The sequence below is a fragment of the Ruegeria sp. CDSB029 genome, from assembly GCF_059611125.1.
On sequence record NZ_JBXWOX010000006.1, the window covers coordinates 1 to 14,005 of the forward strand.

The following is a 14,005-nucleotide window of genomic DNA, read 5'->3' on the forward strand; positions in this document are numbered from 1 at the left end:
AACTCAAACAGAAATCGAACCAGAGCCTCCGTTACGAAAACGCCTCAGCTCTCCGAAAAACTCTGAAGACGGACAGTCAAAATAGGTATCGCGCAAAAACTGCACGGTATCCCCACCTTGTCCATGTTTGGGAACGAAAGTGCCTCGGGAGAGTTTTTTTGTGGGAAAGTGATGTCTAACTAGATCAATGATCTCACCGACGATTTCGTACTTCAGCTCTGAGTAAAGCCCTTCCCGTTCGTTCTGGTAGTACTTGAGCCAGGAGTGAAGTTCCTTGGCATATTCTAAAAGGCGCTGATTTTGCTCTATGAGCGCACCTTCAACTGGAGGCAGGCCAATTTCGTGCTCTGCAGTCCATGGAGAAAAATACGCGTAGTTTTCCTCTCTAAGTGCATTGAGCAGTTTGTCACCGGGATTGATCACATTCCGTTCCAGCCAAATAATGCGCTGGCTCGTCGTGGCATCGAATGGTGACCCTGGAAGGGGAAGTGGTGTCGTTCGAATTATGCGTTGCCAGCGCGAAGCATGCTCATTGAGTTCATTGCGGAAGGCATCAAAGACTTCCGAAGACGCAGTTACGCGTAGTGTTTCGAGAAGATCTTGGGTGCGAACGACTGAGAAGACTTCGTTGCTTTGATCGCTTTGATCTGTGTCGCCCATTGCTCTAATGCCTCGCGCTTTTCGTCGGCATAAGAATAACGGTTATAGACAGCGGCGACACCAGAGATGACACCAGTTTTGTGGTTGAGCACTTTTTCGATCACATGCGGGGCGATGCCGATGCGTGCCATGCCTGAGGCTGCGGTGCGGCGCAGATCGTGAAACCACCAATCACCGAACCCAACTTCGCCGTCTATGCGTTCTTTCAGGCGGCCAAAGCCAGAGACAGGCGTTGTGCCTGTTGTGGTGAACACAAAGTCGGAACCTACAAATCGCGGCAAGCTATGAAGGATGTCGAGGACTGCGGGCGGCAGTGGCACGTCGTGCGTGATGCCGTTCTTGGCGCGTTCAGCGGGGATCGTCCAAGTTGCGGTGTCGAAATCGATCTCTGACCACCGCATCTCGCCAACCTCCGCCCGGCGTTGAGCAGTCAGGATGAGAACATGCACGAGTGGACCGAATGGATAAGCATCTTTGTCGGCAGCGTTCCAAACAGCCTCAAGTTCGCGGTCGGACAAAACGCGGTCACGAGCGACGGGTTTTCGCGGTGTCTTCAATCCCGCGATCGGATTGGCGTCAATCATGCCGCGATCGACACACCAGTTCATGAGCTTCTTGAACACGGCCATTGCGTTGTTCGCCGAGCCGGTCGATGCGCTGGCGACAATGCCGTCAAGAACACGCACGGCATCAGCCCGCTTGATCTGGTCGATGGGGGTATCAAACAGGGGCTTCCAATGGTGCATCAACAATCGCTCTTGGGTGCGCCAGCCTCGGTTGCGTGGCTTTGCGTAAAGCTCGACGAACTGCGGAACCACGTCACCCAACGTGTCTGCTTGCGTTGTTGGTCCGAGGCCAAGCTGTGCGTTGCGCAGTTGCTCTTGGGCTTTCTGACGGGCATCAGCGAGTGACAGGGCAGGGTAGGTGCCGATCGTTAACCGTCGGACACGACGGTCGACCCGCGTTGAGCAGAACCATGTTTTGCGACCGGCTGGAGACACGCGCAGGCCAAACCCAGATAGCGTCTGGTCGTATACTTCAAGACGCTTCGGGCCAGGTGCGGTCACGGTGTCGACGTAGCGGGATGTGAGCTTCTTTTTCATACAAGACATATAATCTGACAGACATCTGATCTCATGGGTATCAAGCAAGAATATTACACAAAAACAGTAGGTTGTCTTCGGCGCAGATGTGGTGTGTTGTGGCGGTATGTGGAGGGCCGTCGAGGAAAAAACGTGCGCAGATAACTAGCGGAAGCTCATTCAAGCTTGGAGCAGCGCCCACTTGATTCTCGGCATGGAAAGAGTCTTCGGCGATTGCCGTGACATCTTGGGATGCGCGATATGACACGTTCCATCGAAAATTTCTAAAACTAGCTTTCAATTATTCCTAAATATAGGAAAGTAAAATTCCTAAAAGTTTTGACAAGAATTCCTTTTTTGAGAATGCTTGGGAACACACGTGAGCTAATATTGGGTTGCGAAAAGGAGAGCCACCATGACCCAATCAATCAGAATGTCTCGTCACGCGGACCGCCGTTGTCGACAGCGTGGTGTCCGATCAAAAGCCGTTGGAATTCTTATGAAGTACTATGACAAGGACCGGTTGGTTCGGGACGATTGCCGGCGTTTGAGCATCAGCCGTCAGGGCATCGACCGCTTGCTCCGGGAAGGGGTTCCTCCCCAGGAAATCGACCGCGTCAGAAATTTGGTTGCTATCTGGAGCGATCGTCACAGCAGCGTAGTCACGATCTACCATGAGCAAGGGCGTCGCAGCAGGTGCCAACGTCCGAATTGGAGGAAGTCATGAGCAATATCATTGAACTCTCTGAAACTCAGGGAAAGCGGCGCGCGCGCAATCAACCTAAGCCAGAAGTGCAGAAGGCTGGACGTCTCAAGGATGCCTTGAAGGCAGGTGCGATCTTTAGCTGGGCGGATCAACAACGTGTCGCTCGTCAATTTGATCAGTTGCTCGAAGAGCTGAAAAATGAAGAAGGCATTTCTCCAGCAGTCGTCGCGCGAGAGGTTGGCCTTGGAGGAAACAACAGCACCGACTCCAGCAAGCGACTGTACACGTACCGGCTCCCGGAAAACGCCAATGACAAGCGCAAGCGAGACGTCGCCAAGAAACCGGACAAGTACTTCGATCTGGCGAAAGCCGTAGCTAACCTTTCCAGTGCGACCGAGGAGATGATCCTCGCTCGACTCTTCGAAGGTTGCAGTTTCGGATCGATTGCGGCGCCCGTTCCCGATTGGGACACCGAGCGCTGGGAGGTGCTCGCTGACCTCATTCAGAGCATGTCGGCCGCAGTTGTCTTCGACACTGGCCTAGAAGCATATTACCGCGATCTAAACAAGATACAGGTACGGTATAATGTCGATGACGGTCGGTTCGACACAGGTTTCTGGGTGTCAGATGGCTACGGGATTGAGTCGGGCCTTGTTGGAAATCCCATCTATAGAGGCGAAGCGCCGGCAGTTCCTTCATTAAGCGTAGCAAGGATGTCAATCGCAGAGCCTTTCGTTGATGAGGTGCAAACTGAGTATGGAGATAGCTTTGCGATGACTTTTGAAGTCTATCTCGACATCCGTCTCGCTTTGGGGCCGCTCGCTGGTGGTAAGAAAATTGGTCCACTCATTGAGTTCAGATCCATTTTTGAGGGGCTTATTGAAGGAGAACCAGGACAGCGTGTGACGTTCGAGAATCCGTTTGCTGATGGAGCAGATCGATCACCGAAGCTCGTGCTTGATGACGAGGTGGTGAAGCTCATTAAGTGCCCATCGCTTCAGATGGCGTATGAAACCGCTGAATATCGAGCAGATACAGACCACGCGTATTTCAACTGGTACGAAGTTAGCCCCGCAATTCTCAGAGAGGTCTTGAGCGGCGTTGCCACCGGTATCGACGTCACTCCAGCGACTTGGAAAAGGCCGGATGATCTGCCTGAACAACCATCTCGCTTCGAGCCCAATTCGGCCGCCGACAGTGTTTACAGCGCCATTATGGATGGACGGCTTGAGTCGGCGTTGAGACAGCAATGCATTGCTACGACCGATGCGTTTGAGCGCTACCGGCAGGCATTGCGAGAGCGAATCCAAGTCGCTGAAAGCGAGGTGCGCGCAAGCTGGCAAAGACCAAAAGGAAAGAGTTTCACCGACACTAATTCGGGCGGAAGAGAGATATGATGAGGAGTTCAGAGCTATTATTTTTGGGCACTGAGTCTGAGACCCGCTCGTTTTTGCGCGACTTCACTGATGACTACTATGTCTATGTATTAATGCGTCCCGACCGCTCACCCTTCTACGTTGGCAAGGGAAAAGGGCCGCGTATCTTCGCTCACGTGCCCGAAGCGTTGAGCGGACGGGGTGAAGACGAGATGAACCCTCTCAAGCGACGTGCGATCCGCAGCATCTATTCTGAGGGAAAGAAGGTGACTTACGGAATTGATAGCGTTCATAGGACGGATGGCGCGGCGCTTCACCGTGAGACTGAGCTTATTCGACACCATGGTCGTATCCATGAAGGAGGGCAGCTGACTAACCTTGCAGGTGGCCTGGGGGATGGGCCCGCGCCAACTTCGCTTGAGCGTCACACGGCCACTCTTTCGGGTGCCTCGAAGGACCATCATACTTGTGCCCTAAATGAGTTTTTTAGCACCATCACCTCCGTTGAGAGTACTCCGGTCAAGCCAATGTCACGTTTCAAAAGAAGCCTAAAGCCAAGTAGCACTGGCACGCAGCCGACGGCCTTCAAGAGGCGCTCCGCTGGCGCGCTCGTTGCTTCAGCAATGTGTGAGGATATTCCGCTCATTGAAGGGGCAAGAATTCCGCGCCGGTTTGTTTATGCCGGTATCGAAGCGGTGTTGGAAAATGGCGTGTGTCGAAACTTCTGTGGCATTGGCGCTGTCAAATTAATATCGGCGAGCTCTCCGGAAAATGAGCAGTTCGTCTTGAAAGCAGGCACAGCAAGCGAAATTCGCCGTCTGTTGGGTGCTGCGCGGCTCGAGAATATGGGGCTTCGATGGTAATGCGTTTCTAGGTCAAGTTAAGCTAGGTCCCTATCGATTATCGATTTCCGATGTTTACTTGATGCGTTTTCAGGCGGGCGTCGTAATCGTACGAGAGTTTAGATTGATCGCGATCCAGCTATCTTTCCAACGGATCAATCCGGCAGATTGATTCGGCTTCAAGGCACAACCGATTGAGCGGCATGGATACTAAGTTAGGGTAGCTTATGGGTGACAGCCACCCGCATGGTTGAGTGTGGCGGCGTGATGTGACGGCTTGTTGCTGTCTAACCGCGTGGCTCCATTGCTTGTTGATGCGCTGAGTTTTCGCCCATGCCGTATATGTTGCGTTCCGTTTCTTGGGGCAGGGAAGTTACCACCGCTTAACACCGCAGATCCATTGAGCGGACCTAGGTGGAACCACCGTCGTCTAAGCATTGCACCTCGTCGTAAAGTTACCTGCATTACTGGATCAGCGGTGTCCTGTGAAAATAATGCAGAAAAAAATACAGAAAAAGGTTTACCAAATATACTGAAAAAAAAATGACAGAAGTCAGATTCTGTCTCGAACTGTCGCCTGGAACAGGGCATCTTTCGATCAATTGATACGGAGGACCCGATGAGACACTCGGAACATAGCAACCGGCGGTCAGCCCAGCGTGGCATTACAAAGCGCTTTATGAACGCGCTTCTTACATACGCGGATGTTGATAAGCCGATTGGAGGAAACTGCCGACTCTTGCGTGTCAGTCGTCGGCGTGCGGCGGCACTAAACATCGACGATCGGCTTGGTCGATATGCGCTTATCTGGAGTGATAGCGCCGCGCAGATCGTAACCGTAATGCCCGTGCATGATGGCCCTAGTGGTCGGCGTTACAGATCGCAGTATTGAGAGGTTTCTATGGAAGAACTGGATAAAGAACGGCGCAGGCTGTTACAGCGCGAAGCCGATGTCGAGCGTCTCAACACCTTGCATCATGAAGCTGTTCACTCGGGCATTAAGCTTGGGCCACGCGACAGGTTGAAGGCAGCATTTCACCTAACGCGTGCTTGGAAGACAGCCAAGAAAGAGGGTATGAGAAAGGAAGAATTTCAAGACACCGTCTGTGCCCGCTTGCAGAGAAACCATTCCAATCGGCGAGAATTTCGTTTGAGCAATTGGACTCTTCGGAATAGCGAGGATCCAGCAACTCAGGATCTGATGAAAAAGTACGAAAAGAAGAGTACGCCTCAGAAAGCATTAGAGCCCTATTTAGTGGGCATAACCGTTGCTGCTGAGCATTGTGGAACGGACCCGGATGATTGGAAGCTTGCAATGTTGCGCGAGTTGTCGCTCTGGTCACGTAAAACTAGGCAGGCCGGTGTGGCGCCTCCCGATGATCGTCCGTCAGAGACGCTGGCAATTCTGGTCAAGGCCCTTTGCTCGGATCTTGGTGACAGTAACCGTTTGGGGGACACGTTCGATGCCATTCAACGCATGAGTTGTGAATGGGAAATGTTTAGCGACCAGCTCGTGGCAACCGAAAACTCCAATATGGAAAGCGTTGAGGAACTATTGGGCTATATGTTCGGCGAATGCGGAGAGCCGGAAACGATGTTTCCATTCCCATCAGTTCCATTTCTGAACGTGCCCTATCTTTTCGCAAGGCCCGAAGTTTTTCATTTGGCTCCTGAAGCTTTGCTACGCCCCCTTGATGGAGATCATCTAGCCAGTGGAAAATACCTATGTCCGGGAGCCGGGGTCACCGGAGAAATGGGCGGTAAGCGGCACTACAATATCCCCGAGGATGCGCCAGGGAAAAAAGCTGTATCCGGCGAGTTATACTGGATTCGCGAAATCAGGCTCTGCATTGTGCCGGATGGCCGGCGTGGTTTTATGGGAGCGTTCGAGTCGCGTCCCCGTGTAGAAGTCCGCTTTGATGACGCCCATGAATTCGGAGGTACGCACCACGTCATTGGCGGTTACGATCTCGCCCTTGAACGTGCTTTACCTACCGCCCGTGCTGATGATGGCGGGCCTGTTTTTCCTCACATTCGTTCGAGGAATGGCGATTTCTGGCGGGTAACGATCCCATCCAATAGTGACGGCAGCATAAAAGTTACCGATGAGATTGAAAGAGCTCCGAGTTGGGTATTCGATTACGACCCGGTTTGCGCCCCGGGCGCTGAATTGTCGGACCCGTTCCTTTTGTCATACACTCCAGCTTCCGCGCCATATCTCCGCTACTGGCTAACTCAAGATTGGGCAGTTACGAATGTGTCGAAGAGAGCAAATCAGCTCATAGCATCTTGCCCTTGGGCTCCCTCTCATAACCTTGCCACAGCAAAGTTCGATACTGTATGGGCAAGAAATTTGCCGCCTTTGTACGAACTCAATTTCCCCGATCGCAGCAACGCAACCTGGATTGAGTGCTGCCTGCACAACGGCCTCATCAAAGAAGCTCTTCAAGAGAAGATTGACCTTTTGCAGGAGCAGACTTCGCGCTTGCAGGCGGATTGGCACGCTGCCCGTGAGCGCAATAGCAACGCTCTATTGCGTCGATGGAAAAGCGGTTCTGAAGCAAAGGATACTCAAAAATGACTCGCATTTACGAACGTCAAACCGACGCGTTGTTTGCTCGCGCACTTAAGAACAACCCGGGTTTTGCTAGGACTTTCCTTACAGTCGTTGGTGAAAGCACAACGAATAGCATAATTGCGTTGTCCACCCAGACCCAGCATCGCTCTTCCGATCATGGCGGAAGCACCGATCTTGAGATCACACATGCCGACGGCTCAATCCTCTTGGTCGAGAACAAGATTGATGCCGGATACAGTGTTACCCGCTCCGGTGATGCACAGCCAGAGCGGTATCGTGCAAGTGTCTCAACGCTTATCGCGTCAGGAGTGCGCGCGGCGTCCGTATTACTGGCACCGGAGATTTATCTTCGGGGAAGTCGCCATACGACGGCCTTCGATCATCAAGTGAGTTACGAGAGTCTCCGGCCAGCACTGACTGGTCCTGATCTCGCCCTTCTTGATGCTGCCATAGCTCAGGCGGAAACCCCGTACGACCCGGAGCCAAACAGCGCAAGCGCCGCCTTTTTCGCCGAGTACGAGGAATTTGCTCGCCAGCATTTCCCGGAAGTAGTGATCAAGCACAACCCCAACGGAAACGGTGTTCGACCCACTGGATCCCGGACGATCTATTTTGTCTCGAAGGCGATGCTACGCGATTACGCTGGCATTCCCAGGCCACGCGTGTCGGTTCAGACCCGTGACATGAACGCACCCTCGGCGTCAGCGAAGCTGATGCTAGGCGGATGGGGAACTCTCGCTGCACGCGCTCCGGCACCAGATTCTCTGAAAGCGCTTGGGGCGTATCTTCGTCCTGCAGGGCAATCTTTGGGAATTGTCATAGATACGCCGCGTTTGGATACGCAGGCCTCTTTCGCTCCCCAAATTGATGCGGTCCGTGAGGGATTGCGGGCTATCAACGACCTTCGTGAATGGTGGAATTCCTTTGGTGGTGAGATGGCCAACTGGCATGCGCTGGCATCTGGAACGAATAAATAAATGCCGATAACAACCTGTGCCCCTTAATCGAACTACTTGTCCGTGCTGGAGATCAAACAGCGCGACACACTGACTTGCCTCTTAGTGAGGTAACAAAACAGTCTAACCAGGCAAACATGTGATGTGGTCCTTTCTCGCTCTATTTGTCTTGATCTTAGGTGGAATGCTCTTGCTTCTCCATCCTGCCGTCGCAAACGCAATTCATTCGTTCATGTTGTTGGCGACATTCTTCATGGTGGTGCTATTGCTGACGCTAATCGCCTGGCTGGCTCTCTCTGGGTGAATGTCTCAACGGTCAAACCGGCAGATTGATTCGGCTTCAAGGCACAACCGATTGAGCGGCATGGATACTAAGTTAGGGTAGCTTATGGGTGACAGCCACCCGTGTGGTTGGGTGTGGCGTCATTTGACCTGATGTGGCGGTATGCAGGCGAGATATCCAACAAGGTCAACGAGTTAATGTGGTTGGATGAGGCAACTTGTGGCGGGATGTGGGGATTCCCAGACTGATTGAAAATCCTCGTGTCGGTGGTTCGATTCCGCCCCCGGGCACCACTTTATCTGGTAAAGTATTGGTTTCGCATCGGCTTTTGACAGTTGGCTGAAACTGCAGACAAGTTCATCAAAAGATACCTACGTGACCGGCGGTTTTTTACTTCGGTCACCACAAAAGACACGGCTATACATTGCCAGCGACTCCCGTTAAGAGGCGGTCTTTAACCTTGGAAGATGCGCTGATTGCAATACCGCAAGGCACGTATCCCCCGGCTGATACAAAGAACACCACCGTGAAACAGACCATCGCAGATGCGCTTGCCCGCAAGGGTTACGATACTTTGACACAAGTCCAGCAGGCCGTGACACAGCCCGAGCTGGAAGGGCGCGATATGTTGGTGTCGGCGCAAACCGGATCGGGAAAAACCATCGGGTTCGGGTTGGCGATCGCACCACAGTTGCTGGGCGAAGATGAGACGTTCGGGGCGTCCGGCGCGCCGTTGGCTTTGGTGGTTGCGCCAACGCGGGAACTGGCCATGCAGGTCAAGCGCGAGCTGAGCTGGCTGTACTCGGATGCTGGTGCGTTTCTGGCCTCGTGTGTTGGTGGCATGGATATGCGTGATGAACGCCGGGCTCTGGCGCGTGGGGCGCATATTGTTGTCGCAACGCCGGGTCGCCTGCGCGATCATATCATGCGTGGTTCCATTGATCTGACCGCGATCCGGGCTGTGGTTCTGGACGAAGCCGATGAAATGCTGGACCTTGGATTTCGCGAGGATCTTGAGTTCATCCTGGATGAAACCCCGGCGGAGCGGCAAACGTTGCTGTTCTCGGCTACAGTCCCGCGCGCCATTGCTAGCCTGGCAACGCGCTATCAGCGCGATGCCGAGCGGGTGAGCACGGTCAGCGAGAAAACCCAACATGCTGATATCGAATATCGTGCGATGATGGTGGCGCCGCGGGACGGGGATAACGCGATCATCAATGCACTGAGGTATTACGAAGCCCCAAATGCTATCGTTTTCTGTAACACCCGCGCGATGGTGTCGCGGCTGACCACGCGGCTTTCCAACCGCGGGTTTTCGGTGGTGGCACTGTCTGGTGAGCTGACGCAGAGTGAACGCTCCAACGCGTTGCAGTCGATGCGCGATGGGCGTGCGAGGGTATGTGTGGCGACAGATGTCGCGGCGCGCGGGATTGATTTGCCGAACCTCGATCTGGTGATCCACGCCGAGCTGCCCAACAGTCACGAGACGCTATTGCATCGCTCTGGACGCACGGGCCGGGCAGGGCGAAAGGGCGTCAGCGCCCTGGTGGTCGAACCGTCATCGCGGAAAAAGGCTGAGCGTATTCTGAAGTTCGCAAAGCTCACGGCGGATTGGGGCGACGCCCCGTCTTCGGATGAGGTGAACGAGCGAGATCAGACGCGGATGCTCGCCTCTGATGACTGGCAAGTCGAAGTTACCGAAAGCGAACAGGACGCGGTTCGGCACCTGGTTGAAAAATTTACCCCTGAGCAAATAGCAGCAGCGTATCTACGTCAGTATAAATTGCGCCATTCAGCACCGGAAGAGTTGGCCCCGGTTACGGCGGACCGCCCCAAACCCCGCGCCGCTTTTGGTCCGAGCGTTTGGTTTTCCTTGTCTGAAGGTCGCAACCAAAATGCTTCGCCGCGCCATTTGCTGCCGATGATCTGCAAGGCCGGTGATCTGACCAAAGACGATATTGGCGCGATCCGGATTGCCGATGATGTGTCTTACGTCGAGATCCGCGAAGCCAGTGTTGCGGGCTTTCTGGCGGCCGTTGGACCGGGTATGAAAATCGAAGGTTCGAAAGACGTTGTGCGCTTGGATGGCGCGCCTGACGTGCCAGCGTTTGAGCGCCCAAGGTCCAACCGCCCACCCAAGGGTAAACCGCGCCCTCGCAAAGGGGACACCACCCCGGTTGATTGGAACGATGCCCCGACGCCCCGTAACCGCAAACCCAAGCCCGAAGATCGCAAGCCCAAAAAAGCAGCGGAACGCGGTTTCAAACAGACCCGATCAAAAGAACATGGCTCGACACCGCACCGCGACTCGTCACTCAGCGAGCCGGATGTTAAATTCACGGCAACGAGCGCAAAAAAGAAAACCCACAAAACGCCCGCTAACAAGAACAAAGACGGAAGCGTAAAGCTCGTCGGCAAACCCACCAAAGGCCCGCCGCCACCCAAGGGTAAACCCAGCAGCAAGAAGAACCGCGCCCGCGTTTCAGCCGCGAAAGCGGGCAAGGGCGGAGACGCTGTGCCGAAACGGCGCAAGACTTAGCACCGCTCAACACGCCAGCGGTCATGTTCCCGTCGACGCTCAGGTCCGAGCGTCGACGATTTCGAGTATTCGGTTGCGCTGAATTTTACCCGATGGCCCCTTTGGCAGATCATTCAGGATGTGAACCTCGTCAGGGGATTTAAACCGACCCAGCTTGGTCTCGCAAATCTCCAACAGGGTCAGCGGCGTCAGCTCGGACCCTTCCCGGATTTTGACAGCGGCCTCGACGGTTTCGCCATAGCTGCGGCAGGGGCGTGCAAAGGCTGCGGCTTCGACAACGTCGGGGTGGGAATAAAGCGCCTCGTCGATTTCACGCGGGGCGATGTTCTCGCCGCCCTTGATGATCAGCTCTTTCAAGCGGCCCGTGACATAGACGTATCCATCCTCATCCATACGCGCCAGATCGCCGGTGCGAAGCCATCCATCGGCAGTAAACGTGCCTGCGGTCGCATCCGGATCCTTAAGGTATTCAAGCATCACGTTCGGGCCGCGTATGACCAGCTCACCCTCGGTTCCGTGCGGAACGGGCTGCTGGTTCGCATCTCGGATCGCGGCATCGTTTCCATATGCAACGCCTGGTGAGCCGATCTTTCGCACGCCTGGCGGAAGTGGGTTCGACAGGATCTGCGCGGCGGTTTCGGTAAGCCCCATGGTTTCGACGATGGGAACGTCGAATCGTTCTTCGAAAGCCCGTTGTACGTCCGGTGCCAGCGCGGATGAGGCAGAGCGCCCGAACCGCAACCGCTGACGGGTTTGGCTGTCCGGATTGGTGTCGGATTGCAGCAGATGAGAGATGATGGTGGGCACAACCGAAAACCACGTAGCACTGGTATTTCCAAGATTTTCCCAGAACCGGCTGGCCGAAAACCGTTCGCACATAGCCAGGGACCCACCCGAAACGAGCGTACCCATCACAGTCACACAAAGACCGTTGATGTGATAGATCGGCAGGACGCAGAAACCGCAATCCCTGTCGGTCAGTTCATGTGCGACGACGGTGGTCCAGCCGCCTGCCAAAAGGCTGGAATGGGTATGAACAACGCCCTTTGGTCGACCGGTCGTGCCCGAAGTGTACATGAGAAGGGCATGATCTTCTGGCGTCAGGTCGTAAAGCTCTGTATCCGCGTCACCACCACCGGCGATCTGCAAAAGCTTGGTCACGGAACGGTCGGCTGTTCGGCCAAACAACTCTGCTTGATCCGGGTGCACGAAGGCAAAGCGCGCGCCGCTGTGTTCAAGTGCGTAGGCTACGGCACTGTCGCCAGCGACGAGATTGATCATGGTTGCCCGGAATCCGCCATAGAGTACGCCGAACAAGGCGATAAGAGCCTCGCGGCAATTGGGATAGACAAGGGCGACGCTTTCGCCTTTTTGCGCCCCAAGGCTGGTCAACATGCTTGCGACGTTTTTGGCCGAGCCGCGCAATTCAGCCCAGCTCAGATCCTGTGCGCCATCGGGAAACACAAACCCGGTTCCGCCCTGATCGGCTCTTAGGTCCAGCCAATCGCGGACCGTTCCTTTGGGCGGTTCCATCATTGGCCAGCCTCCCTCCAATACGCGCCGAATACGTCCTCGAGCGCGGGTTCGCGTGGGGCTATTTCACGCACAATTTTGGTGGTCTGGACGAAGTGCCGCCAATGCAGGTTGGTATCGATAGAGTTTCCGCCCCAACTGCCGCATCCCATAGACAGAGAGAAAGGCATTCCGTTGGTGAAGCTGCCGCCCGTGGCAAAGGTATGGGCCTGGTTCACGATAACCCGGCAGGTGGGTAACTCTCGGCCCAGCTCAATGGCGCGTGCGTCGTCGCTGGTGTGAATGCCGACCGAATGTCCGGCTCCCTGATAGGCCAGGACGCGCGCTGCTGTGGCCTTGGCAGCCGCATAGTCCGACGTCCGGTACAGCGCCAGAACGCGGCTCAGCTTTTCTCCGGACAGGGGATGATCGGGACCGATCCCATCGGTCTCTACCGCCAGAAACTTTGTGCCTTCGGGTGCTTTGTCTGCCATCCCCAACGCATCAAGCATCTTGTCGGCGTCCTGAGCGATCGCGGATCGGTTGAGGTGCCCGTCCGGCCAGAGACGCGCAATGATACCTGCGGCATCGGATGCGGGGACCAGCGCGCCACCTTCGGCGGCCATTGCTGCGACAAAGTCATCATAGACCGCGTCTACCACCACAACTGCGTTTTCGGACGAGCACGAAGTCGCATTATCAAAACACTTTGACGCCGTGATCTTGGCTGCCGCCGCCGACAGATCGGCGGTTTCATCGACAATCACGATGACATTGCCTGCACCAACCGCGACAGCCGGTGTGCCGCAGGACTGAGCGCGGTGAACGTTGTTCTGACTGCCGGTGCAGATCACCCGATCCGAGGTCTCCATCAGCCGTTGGGTTTTGGATTTTGATCCCGGTGCGGGGATCATCTGAACCAGATCCCGATCCAGACCCAGCTTGTCAAACTCCGCGTGGATGAAGCTTAGCAGCTTCTCACAGGATGCCACGCCCTTGGGCGAGGGGGCGACGACGATAGCATTGCCACCTTTGAGAGCATTAATGATGTTGTTGGCCGGTGTTGCGGCCGGATTGGTCGAAGGAACCACCGCGCCTACGACGCCGATCGCACGGGCGATTTCTGTGATCCCTGTTTCAGGATCGTCGCTGATGATGCCATATGTCTTTGCCTCGGCAATGTCGCGCAGAAGACCCAGAGTTTTGCGATGGTTCTTGGTAATCTTGTCGGGGACATTGCCCAGTCCGGTGGTTTCAACCGCCAGTTCTGCCAGTGCCTGATTGCGTGCGGGTTCCATGATCGCCCAACCTGCCGCCAGCGCCGCCTTGTCATAGAGCGCCTGACTGCCAGTTGCCTCATAGGCAGCCTGAGCCTTGCGTGCCTGTGCCACGATCCGGTCCACTTCGGCGATTTCGGGGGCTATGTCGTTTGGAGCGTTCATTTTGGTCCTCGATTGGTTGTCCGGGGCGG

General features: G+C 55.1%; 9 protein-coding genes. 5 read left to right on the plus strand and 4 right to left on the minus strand.

The annotated features are described in order from the left end of the window. Positions 1–3 precede the first annotated feature (3 nt). Entirely contained in the window at positions 4–660 is a 657-nt protein-coding gene (locus AC2FI8_RS08740) for a hypothetical protein (RefSeq protein ID WP_496778531.1), read from the minus strand. Continuing rightward, positions 576–1,763 carry a tyrosine-type recombinase/integrase gene (locus tag AC2FI8_RS08745; protein ID WP_496778533.1) on the minus strand — a complete coding sequence of 396 codons (1,188 nt, stop codon included), beginning with the start codon at positions 1,761–1,763 and terminating at the stop codon, positions 576–578. Before AC2FI8_RS08745 ends, AC2FI8_RS08740 begins: the two co-directional genes overlap by 85 nt. A gap of 702 nt (positions 1,764–2,465) precedes the next feature. Between AC2FI8_RS08745 and AC2FI8_RS08750 the strand changes: the two genes are divergently transcribed. The 5 genes from AC2FI8_RS08750 (at position 2,466) to AC2FI8_RS08770 (ending at position 11,022) form a co-directional block, all read left to right on the plus strand. Next, positions 2,466–3,845, plus strand: coding sequence for a hypothetical protein (locus AC2FI8_RS08750; RefSeq protein ID WP_496778535.1), 1,380 nt, complete (start codon positions 2,466–2,468; stop codon positions 3,843–3,845). Then, positions 3,845–4,687 (plus strand): GIY-YIG nuclease family protein, encoded by an 843-nt coding sequence (locus tag AC2FI8_RS08755; RefSeq protein ID WP_496778537.1) that lies wholly within the window; start codon positions 3,845–3,847, stop codon positions 4,685–4,687. Before AC2FI8_RS08750 ends, AC2FI8_RS08755 begins: the two co-directional genes overlap by 1 nt. 880 nt (positions 4,688–5,567) lie before the next feature. Continuing rightward, complete coding sequence (locus AC2FI8_RS08760) at positions 5,568–7,247, plus strand: hypothetical protein (protein WP_496778539.1); 1,680 nt, start codon at positions 5,568–5,570, stop codon at positions 7,245–7,247. Continuing rightward, a complete protein-coding gene (locus AC2FI8_RS08765; RefSeq protein WP_496778541.1) occupies positions 7,244–8,221 on the plus strand; it encodes a hypothetical protein in 978 nt (325 codons plus the stop codon). Before AC2FI8_RS08760 ends, AC2FI8_RS08765 begins: the two co-directional genes overlap by 4 nt. 788 nt (positions 8,222–9,009) lie before the next feature. Continuing rightward, entirely contained in the window at positions 9,010–11,022 is a 2,013-nt protein-coding gene (locus AC2FI8_RS08770) for a DEAD/DEAH box helicase (protein WP_496778543.1), read from the plus strand. A gap of 39 nt (positions 11,023–11,061) precedes the next feature. Here AC2FI8_RS08770 and AC2FI8_RS08775 read toward each other — a convergent pair whose 3' ends face one another. After that, positions 11,062–12,558, minus strand: coding sequence for an AMP-binding protein (locus AC2FI8_RS08775; RefSeq protein ID WP_496778545.1), 1,497 nt, complete (start codon positions 12,556–12,558; stop codon positions 11,062–11,064). Further along, a complete protein-coding gene (gene sauS, locus AC2FI8_RS08780) occupies positions 12,555–13,976 on the minus strand; it encodes an acylating sulfoacetaldehyde dehydrogenase (protein WP_496778547.1) in 1,422 nt (473 codons plus the stop codon). Before sauS ends, AC2FI8_RS08775 begins: the two co-directional genes overlap by 4 nt. Positions 13,977–14,005: the final 29 nt, after the last annotated feature.